25 protein-coding genes are annotated in these 25,438 nt (G+C 66.8%); 8 read left to right on the top strand and 17 right to left on the bottom strand.

Annotated features, from left to right (window positions below; all coding sequences use genetic code 11):
- Positions 1 to 14: 14 nt before the first annotated feature.
- The 10 genes from ASD71_RS14540 to ASD71_RS14585 form a co-directional block, all read right to left on the bottom strand.
- Entirely contained in the window at positions 15 to 677 is a 663-nt protein-coding gene (locus tag ASD71_RS14540) for a methionine ABC transporter permease (protein WP_056566920.1), read from the bottom strand.
- Positions 677 to 1,477, bottom strand: coding sequence for a methionine ABC transporter ATP-binding protein (locus ASD71_RS14545; RefSeq protein ID WP_056565106.1), 801 nt, complete (start codon positions 1,475 to 1,477; stop codon positions 677 to 679). The genes ASD71_RS14540 and ASD71_RS14545 overlap by 1 nt, the downstream gene beginning before the upstream one ends.
- Before the next feature lie 10 nt (positions 1,478 to 1,487).
- Positions 1,488 to 2,687, bottom strand: a complete 1,200-nt coding sequence (locus ASD71_RS14550) for an acyl-CoA dehydrogenase family protein (protein ID WP_056565110.1) — start codon at positions 2,685 to 2,687, stop codon at positions 1,488 to 1,490.
- Positions 2,687 to 3,514, bottom strand: a complete 828-nt coding sequence (locus tag ASD71_RS14555) for an ABC transporter permease subunit (protein ID WP_082578896.1) — start codon at positions 3,512 to 3,514, stop codon at positions 2,687 to 2,689. Before ASD71_RS14555 ends, ASD71_RS14550 begins: the two co-directional genes overlap by 1 nt.
- A complete protein-coding gene (ssuD, locus tag ASD71_RS14560; RefSeq protein WP_056565114.1) occupies positions 3,514 to 4,686 on the bottom strand; it encodes an FMNH2-dependent alkanesulfonate monooxygenase in 1,173 nt (390 codons plus the stop codon). Before ssuD ends, ASD71_RS14555 begins: the two co-directional genes overlap by 1 nt.
- Positions 4,687 to 4,700: 14 nt before the next feature.
- Positions 4,701 to 5,294, bottom strand: a complete 594-nt coding sequence (gene ssuE, locus ASD71_RS14565) for an NADPH-dependent FMN reductase (protein WP_056565117.1) — start codon at positions 5,292 to 5,294, stop codon at positions 4,701 to 4,703.
- Between the two features lie 22 nt (positions 5,295 to 5,316).
- A complete protein-coding gene (locus ASD71_RS14570; RefSeq protein ID WP_056565122.1) occupies positions 5,317 to 6,123 on the bottom strand; it encodes a MetQ/NlpA family ABC transporter substrate-binding protein in 807 nt (268 codons plus the stop codon).
- A 986-nt stretch (positions 6,124 to 7,109) separates the two neighbouring features.
- Positions 7,110 to 8,480: an LLM class flavin-dependent oxidoreductase gene (locus ASD71_RS14575; protein WP_056565125.1), complete on the bottom strand. Its 1,371-nt coding sequence runs from the start codon at positions 8,478 to 8,480 to the stop codon at positions 7,110 to 7,112.
- A gap of 19 nt (positions 8,481 to 8,499) precedes the next feature.
- The gene (locus tag ASD71_RS14580) at positions 8,500 to 9,717 is read right to left on the bottom strand and encodes an SfnB family sulfur acquisition oxidoreductase (protein ID WP_056565128.1); all 1,218 of its coding nucleotides are present in this window, start codon (positions 9,715 to 9,717) and stop codon (positions 8,500 to 8,502) included.
- A 4-nt stretch (positions 9,718 to 9,721) separates the two neighbouring features.
- The gene (locus ASD71_RS14585) at positions 9,722 to 10,963 is read right to left on the bottom strand and encodes an SfnB family sulfur acquisition oxidoreductase (protein WP_056565131.1); all 1,242 of its coding nucleotides are present in this window, start codon (positions 10,961 to 10,963) and stop codon (positions 9,722 to 9,724) included.
- A gap of 226 nt (positions 10,964 to 11,189) precedes the next feature.
- Here ASD71_RS14585 and ASD71_RS14590 point away from each other — a divergent pair, with 226 nt between their 5' ends.
- From ASD71_RS14590 to ASD71_RS14615, 6 genes are all read left to right on the top strand, one after another.
- Complete coding sequence (locus tag ASD71_RS14590; protein WP_056565133.1) at positions 11,190 to 12,017, top strand: hypothetical protein; 828 nt, start codon at positions 11,190 to 11,192, stop codon at positions 12,015 to 12,017.
- A 61-nt stretch (positions 12,018 to 12,078) separates the two neighbouring features.
- Positions 12,079 to 13,761, top strand: a complete 1,683-nt coding sequence (locus ASD71_RS14595; protein ID WP_056565136.1) for an ABC transporter substrate-binding protein — start codon at positions 12,079 to 12,081, stop codon at positions 13,759 to 13,761.
- Between the two features lie 19 nt (positions 13,762 to 13,780).
- Entirely contained in the window at positions 13,781 to 14,758 is a 978-nt protein-coding gene (locus tag ASD71_RS14600) for an ABC transporter permease (protein ID WP_056565141.1), read from the top strand.
- A complete protein-coding gene (locus ASD71_RS14605) occupies positions 14,755 to 15,633 on the top strand; it encodes an ABC transporter permease (RefSeq protein WP_056565144.1) in 879 nt (292 codons plus the stop codon). Before ASD71_RS14600 ends, ASD71_RS14605 begins: the two co-directional genes overlap by 4 nt.
- Before the next feature lie 14 nt (positions 15,634 to 15,647).
- Positions 15,648 to 17,354 carry an ABC transporter ATP-binding protein gene (locus tag ASD71_RS14610; protein ID WP_056565146.1) on the top strand — a complete coding sequence of 569 codons (1,707 nt, stop codon included), beginning with the start codon at positions 15,648 to 15,650 and terminating at the stop codon, positions 17,352 to 17,354.
- Positions 17,355 to 17,482: 128 nt separating this feature from the next.
- On the top strand, positions 17,483 to 17,920 hold the full coding sequence (locus ASD71_RS14615; RefSeq protein WP_056565149.1) for a universal stress protein: 438 nt from the start codon (positions 17,483 to 17,485) through the stop codon (positions 17,918 to 17,920).
- Between the two features lie 19 nt (positions 17,921 to 17,939).
- On the opposite strand, the gene ASD71_RS14620 is transcribed toward ASD71_RS14615, so the two are convergent.
- The 4 genes from ASD71_RS14620 to ASD71_RS14635 all read right to left on the bottom strand — a co-directional run bounded on the left by ASD71_RS14620 (position 17,940) and on the right by ASD71_RS14635 (position 22,631).
- Positions 17,940 to 18,947: a 2Fe-2S iron-sulfur cluster-binding protein gene (locus ASD71_RS14620; protein ID WP_056565152.1), complete on the bottom strand. Its 1,008-nt coding sequence runs from the start codon at positions 18,945 to 18,947 to the stop codon at positions 17,940 to 17,942.
- Between the two features lie 11 nt (positions 18,948 to 18,958).
- Positions 18,959 to 19,438 carry a heme-binding protein gene (locus ASD71_RS14625; protein ID WP_056319338.1) on the bottom strand — a complete coding sequence of 160 codons (480 nt, stop codon included), beginning with the start codon at positions 19,436 to 19,438 and terminating at the stop codon, positions 18,959 to 18,961.
- A gap of 29 nt (positions 19,439 to 19,467) precedes the next feature.
- On the bottom strand, positions 19,468 to 20,928 hold the full coding sequence (locus ASD71_RS14630; RefSeq protein WP_056565155.1) for an aldehyde dehydrogenase family protein: 1,461 nt from the start codon (positions 20,926 to 20,928) through the stop codon (positions 19,468 to 19,470).
- Positions 20,929 to 21,098: 170 nt separating this feature from the next.
- A complete protein-coding gene (locus tag ASD71_RS14635; protein ID WP_056565158.1) occupies positions 21,099 to 22,631 on the bottom strand; it encodes a hypothetical protein in 1,533 nt (510 codons plus the stop codon).
- A gap of 230 nt (positions 22,632 to 22,861) precedes the next feature.
- Between ASD71_RS14635 and ASD71_RS14640 the strand changes: the two genes are divergently transcribed.
- Both ASD71_RS14640 and ASD71_RS14645 read left to right on the top strand, forming a co-directional pair.
- On the top strand, positions 22,862 to 23,605 hold the full coding sequence (locus tag ASD71_RS14640) for a sulfite exporter TauE/SafE family protein (RefSeq protein ID WP_056565161.1): 744 nt from the start codon (positions 22,862 to 22,864) through the stop codon (positions 23,603 to 23,605).
- Between the two features lie 79 nt (positions 23,606 to 23,684).
- Positions 23,685 to 24,407: a GntR family transcriptional regulator gene (locus ASD71_RS14645; protein ID WP_056565164.1), complete on the top strand. Its 723-nt coding sequence runs from the start codon at positions 23,685 to 23,687 to the stop codon at positions 24,405 to 24,407.
- Positions 24,408 to 24,457: 50 nt separating this feature from the next.
- Here ASD71_RS14645 and ASD71_RS14650 read toward each other — a convergent pair whose 3' ends face one another.
- Genes ASD71_RS14650 through ASD71_RS14660 form a run of 3 tightly spaced genes read right to left on the bottom strand, consistent with a single transcriptional unit; the run spans position 24,458 to position 25,438 of the window.
- Positions 24,458 to 24,802 (bottom strand): 2Fe-2S iron-sulfur cluster-binding protein, encoded by a 345-nt coding sequence (locus ASD71_RS14650; protein ID WP_056565166.1) that lies wholly within the window; start codon positions 24,800 to 24,802, stop codon positions 24,458 to 24,460.
- A 4-nt stretch (positions 24,803 to 24,806) separates the two neighbouring features.
- Positions 24,807 to 25,142, bottom strand: coding sequence for a hypothetical protein (locus tag ASD71_RS14655; protein WP_056565169.1), 336 nt, complete (start codon positions 25,140 to 25,142; stop codon positions 24,807 to 24,809).
- Positions 25,139 to 25,438, bottom strand: a complete 300-nt coding sequence (locus ASD71_RS14660) for a 2Fe-2S iron-sulfur cluster-binding protein (protein ID WP_056566926.1) — start codon at positions 25,436 to 25,438, stop codon at positions 25,139 to 25,141. The genes ASD71_RS14655 and ASD71_RS14660 overlap by 4 nt, the downstream gene beginning before the upstream one ends.

Here is a 25,438-nt window from a genome sequence, read left to right on the forward strand (position 1 = left end):
AGCGTCCTTTGAAGTCAGCGTTTGTCGATGCGTCGCGCGACGGTATTGCCGGCGAACTGGATGATCTGCACCAGCACCACGAGCAGCGCCACGGTCAGCACCATCACGTCGGTCTGGAAGCGGTAATAGCCATAGCGGATGGCCAGGTCGCCAATGCCGCCGCCGCCCACCACGCCGGCCACGGCCGAGTAGGACAGGAAGCTGACGGCCAGCACCGTCAACGCCAGCACGAGGCCCGAGCGCGCCTCCACCAGCAGCACGCGGCGCACGATCTGCAATTCCGACGCGCCCGCGGCATGCGCGGCTTCGATCACGCCGCGCGGCACCTCGCGCAGGCATTGCTCGACCAGCCGCGCGAAATACGGAATGGCCGCGAAGGACAGCGGCACGGCCGCGGCGACCGGCCCGATGGAAGTCCCCGCAATCACCCGCGTGAACGGCACCAGCGCGACGAGCAGGATGATGAACGGAAACGACCGCACGGTATTCACCGTCCAGCTCAGCAAGCGATGCAGCACCGGACGGTCCAGCGACTGCCCTGGCCCCGTCAGGAACACCAGGATGCCGAGGGGGCCGCCCAGCAGAATCGACGCGGCCAGCGCGATCGCCAGCATCAGAAAGGTCTGTCCAACCGCCACGCCCAGCTCGGGCAGCAACTGCACAAAGGTGTCCAGCATCATGCGACCTCTTCATAGGGATGGGTGGCTTCGCGGATCAGTTCGCGGCCCAGCGGCGAAGACAGATGCACGTTGGCGCCCGAAATCTCGGCCTGCTCCAAAACCTCGCCGTTCTCCATCACGGCCACATGACGGCACAGCGCACGCACCACGGCCAGTTCGTGCGTGACGATGACGATGGTGACGCCCAGGCGCTTGTTGATGTCTCGCAGCACGCTCAACACGGAGCGTGTGGTCTCGGGATCCAGCGCGGAAGTGGGCTCGTCGCACAGCAGCACGGCAGGCTCGCTGGCGAGTGCACGCGCGATCGCCACTCGCTGCTTCTGGCCGCCCGACAACTGCGCGGGATGGCTGGCTGCCTTGTCGGTCAGCCCCACGATCTCCAGGCAGTCGCGCACGCGGTCAGCGATCTGCGTCTTGCTGCGCCCGCCGTGCACGCGCAGCGCAAAGGCCACGTTCTCGAACACGGTCTCGTTCTGCAGCAGGTTGAACTGCTGGAAGATCATGCCGATGTTCTGCCGCGCCGACCGCAGGTCGCGCTTGGACAGCACGGTGAGTTCGGTGCCGGCCACGCGCACGGCGCCTTCGTCCGGCCGCTCCAGCAGGTTGATGAGGCGCAGCAACGTGGACTTGCCCGCGCCGCTCTTGCCGATGATGCCGAACGTGTCGCCGGCGCGGATCGACAGCGACACGTTGCGCACGGCGTCAAAGCGTCCGGCACGCGTCGCAAACGACTTGCTCACCGCATCCAGGCGGATGACGGGCTGCGGCACGGCGGAGATGTCGGAAATATCGGTCATTGCGGTTGCATCAGGAATAGGCGGTGGGTTCTGGCGCCTGATCGAGCAGCGCGTACCGCCCCAGGTCGCGGATCTTGTAGGAGACCGGGTCATGCAGGGTGTGGACACGCGCGTTGCGCCAGTAGCGGTCGTAGCCGTAGCGCGCGGCGGTGGCGCTGGCCCCGGTCACCTCGAACAGTTCCGAGCCCACCGCCAGCGCGGCGCGATGCGCGAGCACCTTGGCCTGTGCACCGGAAACGGCGACCTCACCGCGTTCTTGCGCCGTGACCGAGGGTCCGCGCGCCAGCGCGGCGTCCACCTTCAATCCAGCCAGGTCGGCCAGCGCCTCTGCCGCCTGCACGCGCAGCCAGAATTCGCCAAAGCGCTCCTGCACGTAGGGATCGTCGACATGGCGCTCGACGCCGGACGCGAACCAGGGCCGCGCCTCGTCGCGCACATAGCGGCGCGCCTCGTGAAAGGCGCCGCGCGCGATGCCCAGATAGAGATTGGTCATGATGAGCTGGGCCACCTGCGAACGCAGCGTGGCGCGGGCCGTTGGCGCGACGCCCGGCGCCTGCAGCACCTGGATCGCTTCCAGACGCACGTGATCGAAGCGAACGGTGCCACTGTCGGTCTGACGCTGGCCGAACGCATCCCAATCTGGATTGACGGTGATGCCGTCGGCCTGCGTGGGCAGCGCGGCGATCAGCGCGGTACCCGACGGCTTGTGCCAGGCCGAGAACGTCAGCAGGTCCGATCCGACCGAGCCGGAGCTGAAGCTTTTCACGCCGTCGATGCGGTAGCCGTCCAGCTCCGCGCGGGCGATGACGCGGCGGTCCAGCGGATTGAGCGCGTTGCCCCAGAAGAGCTGGCGCTCGGCGGTGGGCGCCAGGAAGTAGGCCTGCTGCTCGGGCGTGCCGTACAGCAGCACGCCAGCGACTTGCAGATGATGAAAGCCGAACACGTGCGCGAGCGCGCTGTCGACCTCGGCCAGGCGGCGCACCGCCGCCAGCACGGTCGACCAGTCCGCGCCCGTGCCGCCGTATGCGGTGGGAATTGACAGGCGAAGCAGGCCGCTGGCGCGGATGCGTTCGCGCTCAGCAGCCGCATGACCGCCCGCGCGATCGCGTTCGACTGCGGTGGCGGCCAGCTCGGCCGCCAGGGTTTCGAGCGCGCCGGCGCTGGCGTCTTCAGCGTGGCGCGCTTGGCGCAACTGGGAAATCTTGGCCATCAATCGATCCTTGAAAACAGTTCGGGCCGATGCGCGGGGCTCCAACGCAGCAGGTGGCGCGCAAGCAGATGCACCAGCGCATGGGATGCCGCGCTCATCGCGGCGTACAGCGCAATGCCGAGCACCAGCAGGTCGGCGCGCGCGGCGAGACGACCCTTCTCGGCCAGCAGGCCAACGCCTGACGGCGCCGCAAACACTTCCAACGCCACCAGCATCAGCCACGCCAGCCCCACGCCTTGCCGCAGCCCCGTCAGCATCGACGGCAACGCGCCAGGCAGGATGACGTGCAGGAACAGCGACCAGCCGTGCAGGCCATGCGCCCTGCCCGTGGCGATCAGCCCGGGATCCACCGCGCGAATGCCGCGCACCGTCTGGCGGTAAATCGGGAAGAAGGCGCCCAGCGACAGCAGCGCCAACCGGGCCGTCTCACTCACGCCGAGCCACAGCAGAATGAGCGGCGCGAACGCGAGAACGGGCACGAGGCCCAGCGCTTGCAGCAAGGTGTCGGCCTGTTTGCCGGCGCGCCGGGCGGTGGCGTTCATCGCACCAAGGATCAAGGCCGCCCCGCCTCCCAGCACGAGGCCTGCGAGCACGCGCAGAAAGCTGGCGCCCGCATGGCTCCACAGCTCGCCGCTGCGCGCCAGCGCCACCGCGGCGGCGGCAACCGTCGATGGCGCGGGCAGCAGTCGGTCGGACAGCCAGCCGGCCTGCGCGGCGGCCTGCCACGCGGCGAGGGCCAGCAGGGGGGCCAGGAGTCGAGCCAGCACGGGCGACGGCCAACGCGCGGCCCGCAGGTTCGGGCTGGGAAGATTGTTCGGGGCAGGCATCAGCTTGCCGCTTCCTTGGGCACCAGCTCGGTCGCCATGACTTCGCCGAAGGGGCCAGTGAGCACGGTGCTGCCGGGTTTGCGCTCGCCCTTGCCGGGCAGCAGCGGAAACACCAGTTCGGCAAAGCGGTAGGACTCTTCCAGGTGCGGATAGCCGGAGAAGATGAAGGTGTCGATACCGAGGTCGGCATACTCCTGGATGCGGGCGGCGACGGTTTCAGGATCGCCGACCAGCGCGGTTCCGGCGCCGCCGCGCACGAGGCCGACGCCCGCCCACAGGTTGGGCGAGATCTCCAGGTGCGAGCGGCCGCCGTTGCCGTCCGTCAGCTTGCCCCCGTGCAACGCGGCCATGCGGCGCTGGCCTTCGGAATCCATCTTGCCGAACGCGGCCTGCGCGGCCTGCACGGCGTCTTCACTGAGATGGCTGATGAGTTCGTCGGCTGCGGCCCACGCCGCCTCGGCAGTCTCGCGCACGATGACGTGCAGCCGGATGCCGAATCGCACGGTACGCCCGTGCTGTGCGGCGCGGGCGCGCACGTCGGCGATCTTGCGCGCGACGGCATCGGGCGGTTCGCCCCAGGTCAGGTAGACGTCGAGCTGTTCGGCCGCGAGTTCATGCGCGGCTTCGGACGAGCCGCCGAAGTACAGGGGTGGGTACGGCGTCTGGACGGGCGGATAGATGACCTTGCCGCCCTTTGACACGAGCTGCTCGCCTTCGAAGCTGAAGCCTTCGGCCTGGTGGCTGTTTTCAAGAATGCCGCGCCAGATCTTGAGGTAGTCCGCGGTAATGGCGTAGCGCTGGTCATGGCTGACGAAGACGCCGTCGCCTTCGAGCTCGCCGGGATCACCGCCGGTGACGACGTTGACGAGCAGGCGGCCTTCGGACAGGCGGTCGAAGGTGGCGGCCATGCGCGCGGACACTTGCGGCGAGCTGACGCCGGGACGGATGGCGACGAGGAACTTCAAGTTGCGCGTGGCGCCGATGAGACTGGAGGCAACGACCCACGCGTCTTCGCAGGATCGCCCGGTGGGCAGCAGCACGCCGTCATAGCCGAGCGTGTCGGCGGCGACGGCGACCTGGCGGAAGTAGTCATAGCTGGCGGCGCGCGCGCCGCGGCTGGTGCCCAGGTAACGGGAATCGCCGTGCGTGGGGATGAACCAGAAAACGTCCATGCTGAAACTCCGGATCAGACGCTGAAGCCGCCCGCGAGGGCGAGGCGGCCAAGGTCGTAGGCTGGGTGGACGGCGCCGGCGCGCGGCTGCACGTGTTCGGACAGACGCTCGACGGAATCCTCGAGCCGCCCGCGCACGTCGTCGTCAATGTCGGCGTTGCCCAGCTCGTCGAGCCGCACCTGTTTGTCGGTGGCGTAGACGCCGGCCAGGATGTGCCGCGCGCCAAGCGCGGACAGCACGGGCTTGAGGCCGTATTCGAGGGCAAGCAGATGCGCGGGACTGCCGCCGGTGGCGATGGGCAGGACGACCTTGCCGGCAAGCGCCTTTTCATCGAGCAGGTCGAGCACGGCCTTGAGTCCGCCGGAGAACGACGCCTTGTAGACGGGCGTGGAGATGAGCACGGCATCGGCGGCCGCAACCCGCGCACGCAGCGCGCCGGCGGCCGCGCCGGTGTAATGCCCTTCGATGAGTTCTTCGGCCGGAATGTCGCGCAGGCCGAGTTCGCTGATGCCGAGTCCGCGTGCACGCAGGATCTGTGCGGCGTGACGCAGCAACGCGGAGGAACGGGACCGCTGCGACGGACTGCCGGCCAGGGTGAGGATGCTCATGGTGGTCTGCCGGGACGCTGCGTTAGAAGGCGGGAACAAGCGAGCCTTTGAATTCGCGCTCGATGTAGGCGCGGACTTCGGGCGATTGGTACGCGGAGACAAGCTTCTTGACCCAGGGCTGGTCGCGGTCTTTGGTGCGCACGGCAATGAGGTTGGCGTAGGGGCCGTCGGCGGCCTCGCGGCCGATGGCGTCGCGGGCGGGGACAAGGCCTGCCTGTTCGGCGTAGTCGTTGTTGATGGACGCAGCGGTCAGATCATCCAGCGACCGCGGCAGCTGCGCGGCATCGAGCGCAATCAGCTTGATCTTGCGGGGGTTGGAGACAACGTCAAGCGGTGTGGCGGTGTTCTTCTGCTCGGCCTCAGGCTTGAGAGTGATGAGTTTGTAGGCGGCAAGCAGACGCAGGGCGCGATTGCCGTTGGAGGGGTCGTTCTGAATGCCGACGGAGGCGCCTTCGGGAAGCTCGTCCAAGGATTTGATCTTGCGGGAGTAGAAGCCAAGGGGCGCGGTGACGGTGAGGCCGACGGGCACGATGTCGAAGCCGCGTGCCTTGATCTGGTTGTCGAGGAAAGGCTTGTGCTGAAAGGCGTTGGCGTCGAGGTCACCGGCGTTCAGGGCGGCGTTCGGGAGTTGGTAGTCGTTGAATTTGACGAGCTTGATCTGCAGGCCATCACGGGCGGCGACTTGCTTGACGACGTCGAAGATTTTTTCGGCGGTGCCTACGGAGATGCCTACTGTGATGGTGTCTTTGCTGTTGCTCTGGGCTTGTGCGCTTGTGGTGAATGCGAGCGTGAGTGCGGCTGTGGTCAGGAGGCGGAGCAAGGGGGCCATGTTGATTGGTGTCCGATGAAGTGAATGCTTGATGAGGTGATTCTGTCATCGGGATTTGTGGCCGAAAAATACTTAGTCGATATGAGGTTATGTGTGCAAAGGGTGTGTTTGTTAGCGCGGATGGTGATTTGAGATTGCTGATGGAGGATTGGGTTTTTTAGACGCCCGGCGCGGCGTGGGTACAGTGATTGAGTTCTTAAGACGTCCGGCACGGTGGCGGCCCGGACTCTGGCAATTCAAGTCTTCAGGTCGCTTGGAAGATCAGCGTGCTTGACGTTTTTGTGTGGAACTCTTCGGGCCAGAAGCATCTTGCGGTGCCCGTCTCCGTTCGGCCGCGCGGGCGGCCTCCGGAGACTTACGCGGTGTCTTGCGGGGTGGCGATGGCGCTTCGCGTGTGGCTGCATTTGGTCTAGGTGTCTGACACCCTGGTGAGATTCGCTTCATACCAAGTGCGTCTCCCAAGGGTGTCAGACACCAGCAGCGGCAGATGCACTCTCCAAGTTCAAGCAGTGACGCTGAGAATCGTCATTTGAACTCCCGTGCCCGATGGGCGGCGGGAACTGGTCGGCAAGTTGTGGCTGAACGTCGCCGCGCCGCCCATCATCGCCCCTCCCTCCGTGACGGCGGGCCATTAGCAAACCAATCAGCACCGGCGCGAAGCGCACAACGCCACGACGACACACCGGCCCGATGCTGGGTTGCCGCCGCCCGGGCGGCAGCAACCCGGCGGCCCCGCAGATTTCCTGCCATGACCACAGGTCTTGCAGCGCGCATACCAAAGACCCTAGCAGCACGGCGTCGCGGTCCCCGTGGGCGCGAGCGCCGTCGATGCGCCCGAGGGAATCTGAAGGGAAGGCCGAAGGCCTGGACGAAGATGACAACGGGGCAGTCCGGAGCGAAGGCTCCGGACCGCCTCTGATGAGACCTACGAAGATCTGATGCAGCCACGAAGATCTGACGCAGCCTAAGAACCCTGCCTCAGCATCTCAAACCAGCACGCCCCCAAATCCAGCCCCCACATGTCCCTCAGCCAATCTCCCCCTCCCCTCCCCAAACAACTTCTCCCTCAGAGACCCCTCCGCATACGCCCGCTTGTACGACCCGCGTTCCTGCAATTCCGGCACCACGATGTCGATGAAGTCCGAATAGCATTCCGGCGTCACCGTCCGCGCCAGGTTGAATCCGTCGATATCCGTTTCGGCCACCCACGACTCAAGTTCATCCGCAATCTGCGATGCGCTGCCTACCAGCGCCGGATATCTGCCCCCTAGCGCCATGTCGGCGAGCAGGTCGTTGACCGTGCGGTCGGTGCGGGCCACAGTCAGGTTCCTGACGGCCGATTCGATCGCGTTGTTCTTCACGTAACGGATCGGCTCGGTCGGCGCATAGCGCGAGAAGTCGATGCCGGTAGAGCTGGCGTAGTGGGCGAGGCCCGCTTCGGGGTTGGCGTAGCGCAGGTATTCCGCGTGCTTCTCGCGTGCCTCGGCTTCCGTTCTACCGGGCACCACCGTCACGCCCATGAAGAACTTGATGTCGCGTGGATTGCGGCCTTCGCGGGCGACCGCGTCTCGGACGTCGGCGACGAGTTTGCGTAGGCCTTCCTTGGTTTGGCTTGAGACGAACACGCACTCGGCATGGCGTGCGGCGAAAGCCTGGCCGCGGCCGGAGGAGCCGGCCTGGTACAAGACCGGCGTGCGTTGGCGCGACGGTTCGGAGAGGTGATACCCCTGCACGCGGTAGTACTTGCCGGTGTGGTCCACCGGGCGCACGGCGGCGGGGTCGGCATAGAGGCGGGCGCGTTTGTCGGCAAGCACCGCGTCGTCGGCCCAGCTGCCTTCCCAGAGTTTGTAGGCAACCTCCAGGAATTCATCGGCGCGGTCGTAGCGTTCGTCATGGGCGATCTGTTCTGACAAACCCATCGCGCGCGCCGCGCTTTCCAGATAGCCGGTAACGATGTTCCAGCCGATGCGGCCGTTGGTCAGGTGGTCCAGCGTCGAGAAGCGGCGCGCCAGCAGGTAGGGCGCTTCGTAGGTCAGGTTCACCGTCACGCCAAAGCCCAGATGGCGCGTGGCAGCGGCCATCGCGGATACCGTGAGCAGGGGGTCGTTGACCGGAAGCTGGATGGACTCGCGCAGCGTGATGTCGGCCGAGTCCTGGTAGACGTCGTACACGCCCACGATGTCGGCTAGAAACAGGCCGTCGAAGAGGCCGCGTTCCAGCAGCTTGGCCAGATCCGTCCAGTATTCCAGGGTCTTGTATTGGGTGGACGTGTCGCGCGGATGCGTCCACAGGCCGTGGTTGATGTGGCCAACGCAGTTCATGTTGAACGCGTTCAGGAGGATTTGCTTTTTTGCCATGGCGAGCCGCTCCGGCGTATCAGGTGGTGCCCACGCGCGCGGGCGGGACGTCGTTGAGGTAGTAATTGCCGACGGCGTGCACCTTCCAGCGCACTGGGTCGTGCAGGGTGTGGGTGCGGGCGTTGCGCCAATGGCGGTCCAGGTTCAGGTGGTCCAGCGTGGACTGCGTACCCGACAGCTCGAACAGCTTGGTGCCGGCGGCGAGCGACGCCTCGGTGGTGAGCGCGCGGGCCTCGGCCACGGCGATGGCGGCGGCCGCGATGTGTTGCGGGGTGGCATCGGCAGTGGCCGTGTCCAGTATCCGGCCGGCGCGCGCCACCAGGGCGCGGGCGGCCTCCAACCGGACCGACAGGCGGCCGAATTCGCTGATCGTCAGCGGATCGCGCCGTGCCTCGTCGACGCCGGCGTCGATCCACGGCCGCGAGCGTTCGCGCACGAAGTCGACGGCGTCGGCCAGCGCGGCCTGGCCGAGCCCTAAGTCGATGGCGGCGTGGATCAGCTGCGCCAGCGGCTTGATCGTGTTGGCGGGCGCAGACGGATCGGCAAGCAGCAGCACGTCTTGCCGCGGCACCGCCACGTCCTTGAAGACCACCGTGCCGCTGCCGGTTACGCGCTGGCCGAAACCGGACCAGTCGTCGATGACTTCGACGCCGGGACTGTCGCGGCGCACGAAGGCCAGGCGCTGGATGCCGTCCTCGTCCACCGTGGCGGTGGGGATCCACTGGGCATAGAGCGCGCCGGTGCAGTAGAACTTGCTGCCGTTGATGCGCCAGCCGTCCTGGCCATCGGGCATCAGGCGCGTGCGGCGTTCGGCGGCTGTGCGTGTGCCAACCTCGGCCAGCGCGTTGCCGAAGCGGTCGCCGGCCAGCGCACGCGCGTAGAAACGCGCCTGCTGGTCGGCGTTGCCGTTCACGCGCAGGACTTCCAGCGCGTAGTAGTGGTTTTGCGGAATCTGCCCCAGCGAGCCATCAGCGCGCGAGATGATGGCCGTGACGGCGGCGAGCGTCACGCACGACACGCCGGCGCCACCATGCTCGCGCGGCACGGTGATACCCCACAGGCCAGACTGAGAATAACGCTCCAGTTCCGGCAGCGGCAGGCGGCGTTCGCGGTCGCGTGCCGACGCCTCTTCGGCGAATTCGGCGGCCAGCGCGTGGGCGGTTTCGATGGCCTGCGCGTCGTTCTGGATGAGGGCGGCGCGGCGGGGCGCCAGCGTGGACACGTTCTGATGCGGCATGAGGTCAGATCCAGGAATGGCGGTTGGGACGCTCGCCGTTCAGCACATGGTTGCCGATGGCGTGGTACTTCCAGCGCACCGGGTCGTGCAGCGTGTGCGTGCGCGCGTTGCGCCAGTGGCGGTCGAGGTTGAACTCGGCCAGCGACGCAAGCGAGCCCGAAAGTTCGAAGAGTTTTTCGCTGGCGGTAAGCGCGATCTCCGTGGACAGCGCCTTGGCGCGCGCCACCACGATGGAGGCGGCTGCCACGCCGTCCGCGTCCAACTCGCGTCCCGCAGCGTCATCCAGATGTTGCGCGGCCTCGGTCAGCAGCGCCTCGGCGGCATGCAACTCGATGTGCAGGCGCCCCACGTCGGCGATGACGTACGGGTCCTGCGTTGCGCGTTCGACGTTCGCCTCGACCCAAGGGCGTGAGCGTTCACGCAGGAAGGTCACCGTGTCGTTCAAGGCGCCCTGCGCGATGCCGGCGTCGATGGCGGCCTGCATCAGCTGCGCGAACGGTCCAATCAGCACGGGGCTTTCCTGCACGGTCCAGGCGGGCAGGATGCTGTCGGCTTCCACGCGCACGTTGTCCAGCAGCACCGTACCGCTGGCCGTGGTGCGCTGGCCGAAGCTGGACCAGTCGTCCACCACCGTCAGCCCCGGCGCGCCGCGTTCCAGCACAACCGTCACCAGCCTGCCCTGCGCGTCCAGCACCTTGGACGGGATCCAGTGCGCGAACAGCGCACCGGTGGAGTAGAACTTGCGGCCGGTGAGGCGAAAGCCGTCGCCGTCGGGCACGAGGCGCGCCTGTATGTCGCGGGTGTGACGCGTGTGGCGTTCGGGGCCCGCATTGCCCAGCCGGCGCCCCGCCAGCACACCGTCGTAGTACCGCCGCTTCTGCGCTGGCGATCCGGTCAGGCGCAACAGATTCAGAAAGCCGAAGTGATTCTGTGGAATCTGGCCCAGCGACGGATCCGCCGCGCTGATGATGCGAAAGACCTCGGCCAGCGTGACGTGGGACACATCCGGCCCGCCGAATTCACGCGGCACCGTGATGCCGCCCAGCCCGCTCGCCGAATAGCGCTCGATCTCGCGCCACGGCAAACCGCGCTCGCGGTCCCGCCGCGCCGCGCCCTGCGCGAAGTCGGCGGCCAGCGCATGCGCGGCGTCGATGGCCTGCGTGTCGTCGGCAATGCGAGCCGCAGGCACGACCCGCGGCGCGTCGTCGATGTCGTGCGTGGTGGAAATGCTTGAAGCTTGCGGCATGGAATGCCCCGGCGTTGAGAAGACATGCAGCCTACGTCGCGGCCATGGCGCAGCGGAAGAACTGATTTTGCATTGGCTTATTTGAAATCGGCATATGCGGCCGAACACTGCGCGTGCCCCTGTTAGAGGGACGCGGCGCGCATATCCAAATCACCAAAGAATGTTTGTGGCGGGCATTGGCGCTTGCTTAGAGTCGAGTCTTTCCGCCAACCATCTTGCAGCCGCCATGCCCGAACTGGATCTGCCCTTGTCCCTGCATTACGACGGCGCGCTTGAGGCGCAGCTGTTTGACGAACTGCGGCTGGTCGTGGCGCCGAACATTCCCGCCGCGCGCATCGACGCCCCGCGCGACCTGGCGAATGCCGAAGAGCGCGAGGCCGCTGGCCGCTACGCGGTATGGAACACCGTACATGACCTCTTCATCACGCAGGTTGCCGCGCATGCCATATCGGGCCTCTTCGACGACGACGTCGAGTTTCAGTTCGCGCTGGCGCGCCAGCTGGGCGACGACGCCGCGCACGCGGAGTTCTCGCGCGGACGCGCCGCGGTGCTGCTGGGCGCTGACCCGCTGCCCCTGGTCGAGGATGGCGTGCGCGACGCATGGGACCTGATCGGCGGCTTTGCGCCACGCAATTGGCAGAACTTCCTGGCGTGGCAGTTCCACTACGAGCACTACATCCTGGCGCGCCTGTTCGTGAACCGGCGCACAGCGCAGGTGCTGGATTTCGGCCACCGCGAGTTCGGCGAGAACCGCATCCTGCCCGACGAGGAAGCGCACCGCATCCGCATCACGCAGTGGTGGCTGAACAAGCTGGAACGCGCCGACCCGGCCCAACGTGAAGACTGGGTGGAAGGCCTGATTCAGGCCGATGAGGACGCCCAGCGCATCCTGGGTCCTTATCTGCGCGACTCCTGGCAACTGAATCAGCGCGCCACGCATCTGGACACCCGCAACCACGTCGCGCTGTACGACGCGTGGCGGCGCGAGCTTTTGGCCACGCTGCTGCGCCGCGATCCGTCGGATCTGCCGGCGTTAACCAGCCTGGCGGCGTGAACCCGCACACCTCTCCCCCTTCTCTGCACGACGCATCCTCTTTCCACGCAAGGACACCCCGATGACGCAGTCTCTCCCCCCCGCCGCGGACGATCAGGACCAGCCCGCCAGCCCGTTGCGCCGCTGGCTCATGGGCGCCGCGGCGCTGATGGGCTCGGGCGCCCTGTTTCCCAACGTGATCTTCGCGCCCGCGCACGCCGACACGAACAGCCTGCCCAACACCGTGGACGGCGCGGTGCGCGGCGGCGTGCTCAATGCAGTGGTGCATCCGGAGCCGCCCACGCTGGCGTTCTACCTGAACTCGTCCACGCCCACGGGGGCCGTGGTGAGCAAGATCTTCGACGGGCTGGTGGAGTACGGCCCGGACCTCAAGCCGCGTCCCGTCCTGGCCGAAAGCTGGACCGTATCGGAGGACGGCAAGACCATCACCTTCAAGCTGCGCCAGGGCGTGCTGTGGCACGACGGCAAGCCATTCACATCGGCGGACGTGAAGTGGTCGGCTGAGGAAGTGTGGTTGAAGCACGCGCCCAGCGCGCGCCGCGTGTTCCAGTACCTGCAGAAGGTCGAGGCGCCGGACGATCACACCGTGGTGCTGCACCTGTCCCAGCCCACGCCCGTAGCGCTGAACGCCATCGACTCGCTGGGCGCGCCGATCCTGCCGCGTCATCTATTCGAAGGCACGGACATCCAGAACAATCCGTACAACAACAAGCCGATCGGCACCGGTCCCTTCGTGTTCAAGGAATGGAACCGCGGCAACTACATCGTGCTGGAGAAGAACGAGAAATACTGGCAGCCGGAGCGCCCGTACCTGGACCGCATCGTCTGGAAGATCATCCCGGACGTCTCGGGCCGCGCCACCGCGCTGGAGACCGGCGGCGTCGCTTACGGCGAGCGCAATCCGGTGGCCTTCACCGATGCGACGCGTCTGTCCAAGGTGCCCAAGCTGGCGGTCGACACGTCCGGCTACAACGGCTTTGCCGCCTGGCTGTGGCTGGAAGCCAACCTGCGCGATCCCATCCTGTCGAACCTGAAGGTGCGCCAGGCCATCGCGCACGCGGTGAACAAGCAAGTGCTGGTCAAGACCGTGTGGAACGGCTATGCCGAACCGTTCGTCAGCCCGGTGCCGTCGCTGGTAAAGCCCTATCACAACCCCAACGTGCAGCAATATCCGTTTGACCCGGCGCTGGCCGAGAAGCTGCTGGACGAAGCCGGCTACCCGCGCAAGGCCGACGGCTGGCGCTTTGCGCTGACGCACGACTACATCCCGTTCGGCGACGACTACCGCCGCACCGGCGAGTTCGTGCGCCAGGCGTTGCGCAAGATCGGCATCGACGTGACGCTGCGTGGGCTGGACCTGGCGACGTGGACGCGCAATGTGTTCACGGACTACAACTTCCAGCTCATCAGTTCGTGGGGAACGGTTCTGATCGATCCGCAGTTGGGCGTGGAGACGCGCTACTGGAGCAAGGCAGAAGCCAAGGGTACGCCCTGGTACAACGTTTCCGGCTACAAGAACGCCGACATGGATCGGGCCATCGAAGCCGCGCAGATCGAAACCGATCCGCAAAAGCGCATCGAGCAATACAACGAGGTGCAGCGGCTGGCACAGCGTGATCTGCCGCTGATCGGGCTGTTCGAGTTCCGCTGGTTTGGCGTGTGGGACAAGCAGGTGCGCAACGTGACGGACGCTTCGTCCCATTCGCGCAACAACTTTGCCAACGTCTGGCTGGGCAAGGCCTGACGGCCGGGGAAAGATCGCCATGTCCCTGCGCCTGCCCCGTCCGCTGCGCTACCTGCTGCAGATCCTGTTCGTGGTGGGCGTCACCGCGATTGCCAACTTCTTCCTGCTGAAACTCGTGCCTGGTGATCTGGTGGACGTGATCGCCTCGGAAAACAGCGGCATCACACCCGAGCACGTCGCGCAGTTGCGCCAGGCCTATGGCCTGGACCAGAGCGTGTTCGCGCAGCTCGGCTATTACCTCAAGAGTCTGCTGTCGCTGGACCTGGGATATTCCTTCCGTTATGGCGAGCCGGTGTCAGACCTGATCTTCAACCGGCTGCCCGCGACGCTGGCGCTGATTGGCACGGGATTGGCGCTGTCGGTGGCCGTCGGCGTGCTGCTGGGCGTGCTGGCCGCCCGGCGTCCGCAGGGCATTCTGGACACGCTGCTGTCCGGGCTGGCCACGGCAGGCTATTCCGCGCCCATGTTCTGGACGGCGCTGATGCTGATCGTGGGCTTTGGCGTGCATCTGAACTGGCTGCCTGTCGGCGGGATCCGCGATGTGGGCGCGGCGCACCAGGGCTGGGCGCTGTGGGTGGACTATGCGCGCCATCTGGCGCTGCCGGTCACCACCGTGGCGATCTACTACGTGGCCATCTACGCCCGGCTGTCGCGCGCGTCGATGATCGAGACCCTGCAGGAAGACTACATCCGCACCGCGCGCGCCCGCGGCAACGGCGAGGCGCGCGTGATCTGGCGCCATGCCCTGAAGAACGCCATCCTGCCGGTCATCACGATGCTGGGTCTGCAAAGCAGCGCGCTGCTGGGCGGCAGCATCGTGGTCGAAACCGTGTTCGCGTGGCCGGGACTGGGGCAGTTGTCGTTCGAGGCCATCGCCAGCCGCGACGTCAACCTGCTGCTGGGCATCCTGCTGATGAGCGCGGCGCTGGTCGCTCTGATGAACATAGCCGTCGACGCCTGCTACGGCCTGCTCGACCCCCGAGTGAGAAAGACATGAAAGCACCCGCCCTTGCCGCGCTGCGCCTGCTGCGCACGCCTTCGGCCGCTGTCGGCGCGGTCATTCTAGCCATCGTGATCGGCGCGGCGGCCAGCGCCTCGTGGCTGTTTCCCGACGATCCGCTGGAGATGGTCGGCGCCCCCTTTACCTGGCCCGGCGAAGACGCCGAGTTTCCCGCAGGTACCGACCTGATGGGCCGCGACATCCTGGCCGGGCTTTTCCACGGGGCGCGCGTGTCGCTGCTGGTGGGCGGCGCGTCGGCCGCGATCGCGCTAGGCATCGGGCTGCTGGTGGGCGCCTTTGCCGGCTATGCCGGTCCGCGCACCGATGCCGTGCTGATGCGCATCACCGAGCTGTTCCAGACGGTGCCCTCGTTCCTTCTGGCGATCGTGCTGGTGGCGATTCTGGGGCCGTCACTGTCGACCATCATCTTTGCGCTGGGCATCACGTCTTGGACCGGCATCGCGCGGCTGACGCGCGGCGAATTCATCTCGCTGCGCGAGCGCGAGTTCGTGCGGGCCGCGCAGACGCTGGGCGCCGGCCACGCCCGCATCATCTTCCGCGAGATCCTGCCCAACGCCCTCCCGCCCATCATCGTGACCACCGCCGTGCTGGTGGCCCACGCCATCCTGTCCGAAGCGGGGCTGTCCTTTCTGGGACTGGGCGATCCCAACGTGGTGAGCTGGGGCAGCATGGTCGGCGCGGGCCGCGAGGCGCTGCGCACCGCCTGGTACATGACCGCGCTGCCCGGCCTGACCATCATGGCGACGGTGCTGGCGCTGAACCTGCTCAGCGACGCCATCAACGATGCGCTCAACCCCAAACTGCGCCGCCGCCGCGTGGCGGCACAGCCCGCCGCCGCCGGCCAGCCGTAAAACCGATTCCCGACATGACCACGCTGATCGACATCCAAGGATTGAACGTCGCCTTCCCCGGCCACCAGGCCGTGCGGAACCTGGACCTGCAACTGCGCGCCAGCGAAACGCTGGCGCTGGTGGGCGAGTCCGGCTGCGGCAAATCCACCACCGCGCTCGCGCTGCTGGGGCTGTTGCCGCGCCATGCCAAGGTGCAGGGCCGCGTGCTGTTCGAGGGCCAGGACCTGCTGGCGCTGCCGGAACGCCGCCGCTGTGCGTTGCGCGGCGACCGCATCGCCATGATCTTCCAGGAGCCGATGACCAGCCTGAATCCGGTGCTGACCCTGGGCGACCAGATTGGCGAGGCGCTGCGCCTGCACCGCGGCGCGTCCGCCCGGGCGGCCCGCGCACGCGCCATCGAACTGCTCGACATGGTGCGCGTGCCGGAGCCGCAGCGCCGCGTGGACGACTATCCGCATCACCTGTCCGGCGGCCAGCGCCAGCGGGCGATGATCGCCGCCGCCATCGCCTGCCAGCCCGCGCTGCTGGTGGCCGACGAGCCCACCACCGCGCTGGACGTGACGGTCCAGGCGCAGATCCTGAAACTGCTGGACGACCTGCGCGGCGAGTTGGGCATGGGGCTGTTGCTGATCACGCACGACCTGGCGGTGGTGGGCGAATGGGCTGACCGCGTGGCGGTGATGGTGCAGGGCGAAAAGGTCGAGGAAGGCGCGGCCTCCGCGCTGCTGGGCCAGCCGCGCCACCCGTATACGCGCGGCCTGCTCGGCGCATCGCTGCGGCTGGACGACGCCACGCACTACAGCACGCTGCGGCTGCCGGAGATTCGAACCCGGCTGGATCCTGCGTCGGGCAAGCCGGTGTTTGGACTGGTGACGCCGCCGCGTGTCCCGGCAGCCGCCAACGACCCCGCCGCGAGCGCCAGCGGTCCACTGCTGCAGGTACAGGACCTGCGCGTGCAGTACCGGACGTCCCGCGGCATCACCACGGCGGTCGATGGCGTGTCGTTCGAGATCGCGCCGGGCGAAACGGTGGGCCTGGTGGGCGAGTCGGGCTGCGGCAAGTCCACACTGTCACGCGCGCTGGTGCGGCTGCTGCCGCCGGCCTCGGGCCGCATTCTGCTGCGCGACGAAGACACCACGACGCTAGATGCCGGCCGGCTGGCCGCCTACCGCCAGCGCGTGCAGATGATCTTTCAGGATCCGTACGCGTCCCTCAATCCCCGGCACACCGTGGCGGACATCCTGGAGGCCGCGCTGCGCATCCATCGCGTGAAGGATCGCGTCGAGCGTCGCCGCCGCATTCACCACATCCTGGACGCCGTCGGCCTGCCGCGCGAGGCGCTGGCGCGCTATCCCAGCGAGTTCTCGGGCGGCCAGCGTCAGCGCATCGGCATTGCCCGGGCGCTGGTGCTGCGCCCGGCGCTGGTCATCTGCGACGAACCCGTGTCGGCGCTGGACGTGTCCGTGCAGGCGCAGATTCTCAACTTGCTGGTCGACCTGAAGGATGAGTTCCGCCTGTCGTACCTGTTCATCTCGCACGACCTGTCGGTGGTCCACTACCTGGCGGACCGGGTGCTGGTCATGAATGCGGGGCGGATCGTCGAGGAAGGACCCAACGCCACGCTCTGGCGCGACGCCCGCCATCCCTACACGCGCAGTCTGATCGCCGCCCTGCCGCGCGGGCTGGAGCCGGGGGACGAGGCGCAGCGGCGTATCGCCTGACGCCGCCGCACCCTCCTCCCGCGTGCCCCCCGGCCCACTCCTCCATATGGGGGCTGGTTTGCGCCTGCCCGCAGGCCTATACTGGATTCGCCGTTGCTGGACATTCCTTTACCTAAAGGAGAGGCAACATGTACAGGCACTTGCTCATCGCTGTGGACGGTTCCCTGCTGTCCGAGTCGGCATTCAAGCGCGCGCTCGTTTTCGCCAAGGAAATGGGCGCCACCATCACCCTGCTGCGCGCTATTCCGGAAGACCACCTGCTGGTTTATCAGGCCGAAATGCTGGGCGCCACCGAAGGACATCACACCGACCAGGCGCGCAAGAACGCGCAGGCCTATCTGGACGGACTTGAGACCGAGGCGCGGCACGCGCTGGTGCCCTGCGAAGCCATCGTCATGGTGAATGACCATCCGCACGAGGCCATTGTGGAGACGGCGCAGAAAACCGGGTGCGACCTGATCGTGATGGGATCGCACGGGCGGCACGGCATGACGGGCTTTTTGCTGGGGAGCGAGACGCAGCGCGTGCTGGCGCGCACGCGGCTGCCGGTGCTGGTGTATCGGTAGGCTAAGTCTTCGTTGTTCGTTATGCCGAGGCCAGCGCGTGCTGGAACGTGAAGCTGTCGGCGTACACGTGGTCCAGGCTGGCGCCGCGTTCGGCCAGCAGGCTTTTGGCCTGGCGGATCATTTCCGGCGCGCCGCACAGGTAGAAGGCATGTTCCGACAGGTCGTCGTGGTCTTCCAGGACGGCCTGCTGCACGTAGCCGCGGCGTCCCTGCCAATCGGGTCCCGCGCGCGACAGCACGGGCACGAAGTTGAATTCGTACAGACGGCCGGCCCAGCTTTCTATCTCGTCGCGGATATACAGGTCCGCTTCGGTACGCATGCCCCAATACAGGGTGACGGGCGGGCAGTCCTCGTTGTCCAGCAGCGATTCCAGAATCGCCTTGATCGGCGCAATGCCGGTGCCGGTCGCCATCATGACGAGCGGGCGCCAATCTTCCTCGTGATAGCTGAAGACGCCAAGCGGCGCCTCGATCTCCACGGGCGCGCCTGCGCTGGCCTGTCCCAGCCACTGGTCCGTGTAGCGGCCGCCGGGAATGCGCCGGACATGGAAGTCGATCAGGTTGCCGGCGGGCGCCGAGGCCATGGAGAAGCTGCGCGTCTCGCCGTCGGGCAGCACCACGTTCATATACTGCCCGGGCACGTAGTCCAGGCCCTCGCCGGGCAGCGCCAGCGTCAGGTGGATGACGTCGTCGCAGTAGCCGTCGATGCGGTGGATCGTGGCGGGGATGCGGCGCGCCTCGGGAAAGACCTGGCGGCTGCTGGCCACGCTGATGCGCAGGTCGCCCATGGGATGCGCCTGGCACGCCAGCGCGTAGCCCTGCTCGGCCTCTTCCGGCGTCAGCGCCATCGGGTAGTCGTCGTACCGGACAGTGCCCGACTCGAGCTTGATGCGGCACGTGCCGCAGCCGCCGAACGTGCATTCGTGCGGCAGCTTCACCGCCGACCGCTCGGCGGCCTGCAGCACGGTTTCGCCCGCTTCGACGTCGAAGGCGGTCTCGGTTTCCAGAATGTGCACGCGGTATGCCATGGCGCCCTCGCCTATTTCTTGATGTCCGCTTCCACCAGCACCTTCATGCCGCGCGGCTCCAGCAATTCGCCCAGCGCGGCCAGTGCCGCAAGACCCGCTTTGGTGTCCTGCTCGCCGTTGCCGCCGCTCAGGCCCACGCCGCCGATCACCTCGCCGTTCACGACGATTGGAAAGCCGCCGACGAACACCGCGAACTTGCCGTCGAAGCTCCACTGGATGCCGAAGGCTTCGTTGCCGGGCAGCGCGGGGCCGTTGGGCGGCGTATTGAACAGGTGGGTCGAGCGCTTGTGCCCGGCAGCGGTGAACGCCTTGTTCCAGGCGATCTGCGGACCCGTGATGCGGGCGCCGTCCATGCGCTCCAGCGCAATCGGATAGCCACCGTCGTCCACGATGCAGATCGACTCCAGCACGCCGATTTCCTGCGACTTGGCGATGGCAGCGCGCACCATGACGCGCGCCTCTTCAAGTTCCAGCCGATAGATCTGTTTCATGTGCAAAGCCTCTGTGGATGGATGAGCCGTCAGCCGGCGCGGTAGACGGTTTTGATCTGGGTGTAGAACTCCAGGCCCACGCGGCCCGATTCTCGGAACGTCGAGGTGCTGGAGTGCTTCAGGCCGCCGAACGGCGCATTGATCAGATTGCCGGTGGTGGTGCGGTTGATCTTCACGGTGCCGGCCTGGATGTCCCGCGCGAAGCGGTGCGCGTAGCGCGCGTCGGTGGTGGCAATCGCGGCCGACAAGCCGTATTCCGTGTCGTTGGCCTGCGCGATGGCGTCGTCATACCCGTCGACCTCGATCAGCGCGATCACGGGGCCGAAGATCTCTTCGCGGGCAATGCGCATCTGCTGCGTCACGCCGGCAAAGAGCGCGGGCGTCACGTAATAGCCGCGGTCAAAGCCGGGGCCCGTCAGGCGATCGCCGCCGTGCAGGTGCTTGGCCTCCTGCTTGCCCAGTTCGATGTAGCCGAGCACGTTGTCGAGCTGGCGGGCGGTGGCCAGCGGACCCAGGTCAAAATTTCCCTCAAGCCCGTTGCCGATGGTCAGCGTCTTGATCTTGGCGAGCAGCTTTTCCGTATAGGCCTGGCTGACCTTGCGGTCGACCAGCACGCGGCTGGTGCCGGTGCACGCCTGTCCGCTCAACGAGAAGCCACCCTTGACCGCCAGGTCCACCGCGCGGTCCAGGTCGGCATCGGCCAGGACGATCAGCGGGTTCTTGCCGCCCAGCTCCATCTGCGTGCGGGTCGTCAGGCCCGCCGTCCGGTGGATCTGCTCGCCGGCGGCCGTGGAGCCGGTGAAGGAAATGGCCCGCACCTGGCTCGCCGCCGTAATGGCTTCCCCCACCGCGCCCGCCGGGCCCGTCAGAAAGTTCAGCACGCCGGCGGGCAGGCCGGCGCGCACGAAGGCCTCGGTCAGGCGATAGCCCGACATTGGCGCGTCGGACGAGGGCTTGAACACCACCGTGTTGCCCATGATGAGGGCCGGCGCGATCTTGCGCGCCGGAATCGAGATGGGGAAATTCCAGGGGGAAATGACCGTGACCACGCCCAGCGGCTCGCGCTGGCTGTAGACGATCATGTCCGGGTCGTCGTTGGGGTAGGTCTCGCCCGTGAAGGATTGGCCTTCGACCGCGTAGAACCGGATCGTCTGCGCCGAGCGCAGCACTTCATCCTTGGCCAGATTCAGGCCCTTGCCTTCTTCGCGGGTCAGCTCGCGGGCAATGGCGTCGGCGTTGTCTTCCAGGTGCTGGGCGGCCCGGAACAGGATGGCCGCGCGCTTGGAGATCGGCGTGTCGCGCCACGCGGCAAAGGCCGCTTCGGCGGCCAGCACGGCCTGCCGGGCGTCTTCGGCGCCGGACGCCTGGAAATGCCCGACGACATCGTCCGTATCGGCCGGATTGCGGTTCGGGGCCGTCTTGCCCGTAGCGCTGGGCGTCCAATTGCCGCCGATGTAGTTCAAAAAGGGTTGCTGCGAGAGATCGTCCACGGGAGCGCTTCCTTGATTGAGTCTGGGCCGGCGTGGCCGGGCGCGAGGCATCTGGGCCAGTTTCAGCACATTGTATACTTTAATCACTGTGCGGCGATCGGTGGAAACCCCACCGCGCCGCCAGCAAAAAGGCTCCCGCGCGGGAGCCTTTTTGCATTCGGGCGGGGCTTTCAGCTCCAGATCAGCACCGCGCAGATCGTGGAGACGAAGAGCGCCAGCAGTACGGGCAGCAGCAGCGCGCGCACCAGCGACAGCACGTTCACCCGCGCAAACCCCGCCACCGCAATCAGCGACGACCAGGCGATCAGCGTGCCGCCGCCCGTCCACACGGCGCCCATCTGGCCGACCGCGGCCAGCGTCGCGGGGTCCACCCCGACGACCGGACCCAGCGCGCCGGACAGGGTGCCGGTGAGCGGCAGGCCGGCAAAGCCGGAGCCGTCGATGCCGGTGATCATGCCGACAAGCAGCACGCCGAAGGCGACGAGGAAGTGGTTTTCCGGAATCAGGTGCTGCGCGGCGGAGATCACTTCGAACAACAGGCCGGGCGCCTGCGCCGCCGGCACGCCCAGGATCTGGGCGGCCGTCTCATTGGCGCCCACGAAGAAAAAGCCGGCGATGGGCAGCACGGAACCCATTGCCTTGAAGGCGAACACGAAGCCGTCAGTGACGTGCTCCGGGCAGACGTCCAGCATCTTGCGGGGACCTTCGGCAGCCAACGTCACCAGCATCATCACCACGAACGCAACGCCGCCGACCAGCGCCGCCGCATCGCCGCCGCGCAGGGCGGGCAGCGACGGGAACAGCCGGGGCAGCACCATCACGGCGATCACCGCCAGGAACGCCAACGGCGTCACCACGGCAAACACCTTGGACCAGCGGATGCGGCGGCGCTCTTCGTCGCTCAGCGCGGGGCCGGCAGGCAGGGCGGGATCGGCGCCCATCGTGCCGCGAGCGAGTTCGGCCTTGTCGAACGAGCCAGCCTGTTCCATGCGCGCCAGACTGCCGTCCTGCGCACGGGCCTGCCAGGCCGACAGCAGCGCCGGATCGGCCGGCACGATGTGACGGCGCACCAGCAGGTAAGCCGTCACCAGCGCGATCGCGCCGGTGATCAGCGACAGCACGAGCGCGCGGTCGGCCACCACGGCGGCGCTGACCGCCGCTCCCGCCGCCTTGGCGCTGATGCTCGGCGCCACGCCGATCACGTAGTCCGACGACAGGGCCATGCCCTGCCCCGCGATGGCAATGGCCATGGCGCCGGCCAGCGGCGGCAGCCCGGCCGCGATGGCCGCCGGCAGCAGGATGGCCGACACCAGCGGCACGGCGGGCGTCGGCCAGAAGAACAGCGAGATCACATAGGTACAGAGGGCGATGATCACGAACGACGAATGCCCGCCCCGCATGACGCGGCGAAACGGCTGGACCATGCGCACGTCCGCCTGCAGCGTCTTCAGGGAGTTGAGCAGCGCCGTCATGAACGTGATGACCAGAAAGATGTTGAAGAGCTCTTTGGCGGCGACGAAGCTGGCGGAAAAGATGCCGATCAGTCCGCTGATCGGATTGCCCGTGATCGCCAGCACGACCAGGAACGTGCCGGTGACCGAGGGCACCACGACATTGGCTCGCAGGATCATCGTCAGGATGATGGCGGCCACGCTGATCAGGTATATCCAATGAGCGGCAGTGAGCACGACGTCGGATTGCATGCGCTATTCCCCTTGAATGCGTGGCTGTTGGGTCGCCACCGTCGGTATACTATATTTCGTTATGAGGCATACCAACCGAAATATGCACCGCCTAGGGAAACCGATAATGCGGGTCTCAGCCTGATTTTTAGCTGAAAAACAAGGGATTACCCTGAAGTTTCCGAAATCTCCTGGCATCGTGGGATTTCATCGATAGACTATCGTATACAGAAATTACAACGCCCTTAGACATGTTGTCTTCCCTGGCAAGCACCGATCTGTGGCATTACGCCGCCATGGCAGCCGTCGTGTTTGGCGCGGCCGTCGCACAAGGCGTGGGCGGCGTGGGGTTTGCGATGTTTGCCGCGCCCGTCGCGGCCATGTTCTTCCCGCAACTGGCGCCCGGCCCGCTCCTGACCCTGGGCGGCTTCATTTCGCTCTTGACCGCCCTGCGCGAACGCGCCGCCATCGATTGGCCGGCCGTTTCCTACGCGCTGGCCGGGCGCGCCGTCGGCACGCTGATCGCGATCTACGCCATGGCGCGCTTTGCGCCCCAGGCGCTGGGCTTGCTTTTTGCCTGCATGATCTTGGTTGCCGTCGCGCTCAGCGTGGCGGGGCTGAAGTTCTCCGCAACGCCGGGCCGGGTCTCCGGGGCGGGCGTGGCCTCGGGGATCATGGGCACGATGACGTCGGTGGGCGCCCCGCCCATCGCCATCGTGCTGCAGCACGCCGCGCCGCCCCGGCTGCGCGCCACGCTGGGCATGGTGCTCTTTCTGGGATCCATTTTTTCGCTTGCCATGCTGGCGCTGGCCAAGCGTTACACGGGCTACCACGCCGGGTTGGCGCTCAGCCTGGCGCCGTTTCTGCTGGCCGGTTTCGCGGTCTCCAGCCGCCTGCGCACCCTGCTGCCTCCCCGTGCTGTGCGCGGCGTGCTGCTCGTGGCCTGCGCCATGGGCGCGGTGGGCGTGCTGGTGAAGTCATTCTGGGTGCACTGATGCGGCAAACCGCCAGCGACGGACGGCTACACCCGGTAATACAATGCCGACTATATCCATTACGCCAAACCTGCTCGCCATGACAACTTCCCCCGTCAGCCCGCAAGCCGTCGAGACACAGCATTCCTCCCCGCTGAAGATCGGCGAGCAGCATCCGCAGTTGTTTGCCGTCATCCGCGACAAGCTGCGCGAACGCATCTTGAGCGGCGAATTCACACCGGGCGACCGCCTCGTGGAAGGCCGTTTGTCCGAGGAAATGGGCGTGTCCCGCATCCCGGTGCGCGAGGCGTTGCGCGCGCTGGCCGCCGAAGGCCTGGTCACGATCGAGCCGCGCCGCGGCGCGTCCGTGTCGGTACTGTCAGACGCCGTGGCCTACGACATGGTGGAAGTGCGCGCCACGCTGGAAGGCTTGAACGCCAAGCTGGCCGCGCAGCGCCGCGACGAAAAGACGGTGGAGCGCCTGCAGGCCTTTTTACGCGAAGGCACGGAAGCGGCGCGCGACGAGAAGCTGGACAAGTTCCTGGCGCTGAATTCGCAGTTCCACGAAATGCTGGCCACGATCGGCGGCAACGTGGTGCTGACCGACCTGATGCGCTCGCTGCGCGACCGCACCGCGCTGCTGTTCGCGCCCAGCAACATGCGCCGCGCCAAGCAGAACTGGGACGAGCATTCGCAAATCTTGAATGCCGTCATTGCAGGCAACGGCGACCTGGCGGCGCTTCTGGCCAGCCAGCACGTGCACAACGCGGCCAAGGGGTACACCGAAGCGCAACAGCCGCCGCAGCAGGCGTCGGTGGCCTGAGCTCCTGAGCGCCGGAACACTGACGAGCGGCTGTCCCCGCCATCAGGTCATCAGGTCGTGACCTTCTCCACCGCCCCCGGCGCCGCGCCCACCACGATCCCCTTGCCGTTCTGCACCACCCACGACACCTTCACGTCGCCATTCACAAACGTCTGGCAGGCCATGCGGTAGCCGGCCTCGAAGTCTTCCGGCCGCAGATGCTTGCGCTCCTTCGGCTTGATGGCGTCGGTGTTTTCCAGCCCCTCTTCGATCCGGCACTTGCAGGTGCCGCACAGGCCGCCCCCGCACTTGAACGGGATGCCGCCCTTTTCCTTGAGCGACACGCGCAGCAGGTTGCTGTTTTCCGGCGCCGTGGCGACCATGCCGCCGTTGGATATGAACGTGATCTGAACCATATAGTCAGTGCTCCGCGGCGCGCGCGCCGGACCGCAGCGTCAGCGTCGACGCCATGCTGCCAAAACGCGTCAGGTGCGCCAGCTCCTTGCGGGCCGCGTCCACTGACGAGAACTTCTCCAGAAATTTGGACGGCACGTGATTCACCACGTAGGGCGGCGTTTCCTCGGTGACCACCAGCTTGATCTCACGTTCCAGGCGGGCAATGCTGAACACGGCCAGCGCGCGCCCGTAGAACACGTAGTCATAGGTCTCGATGATGTCGGCGCCGTCGCCCGCCTCGGTACGGAACACCCCGGGCTTGGAGGTCAGGATCACATAGGTGGATTCGGTCGCCATCATGCCTCCACGTCCTGGGACAGCTCGATGTCGCTGCTGAGCCAAAGCTGGCACGCCAGCCGGTAGCCCTGGTCGACACGATCGCCCAGCTGCTTTTTTTCCTTCCAGTTCACCGGCGGCAGATGCTCGGCCCCGGCGATGATGCGGCACGCGCACTTGGCGCACTTGCCCATGCCGCATTCGTAGCGCAGGTGCGGAAACGGAAACTGCTTGATGCCGGCCCGCACCACCAGGTTGGTGTTGTCCTTCACCACGTCGGTGTAGGTCTGGCCGCCTTTATGAAACACAACGGTAGGCAT

The sequence above is a fragment of the Achromobacter sp. Root565 genome, from assembly GCF_001427425.1.
Lineage (GTDB): Bacteria > Pseudomonadota > Gammaproteobacteria > Burkholderiales > Burkholderiaceae_B > Achromobacter > Achromobacter spanius_D.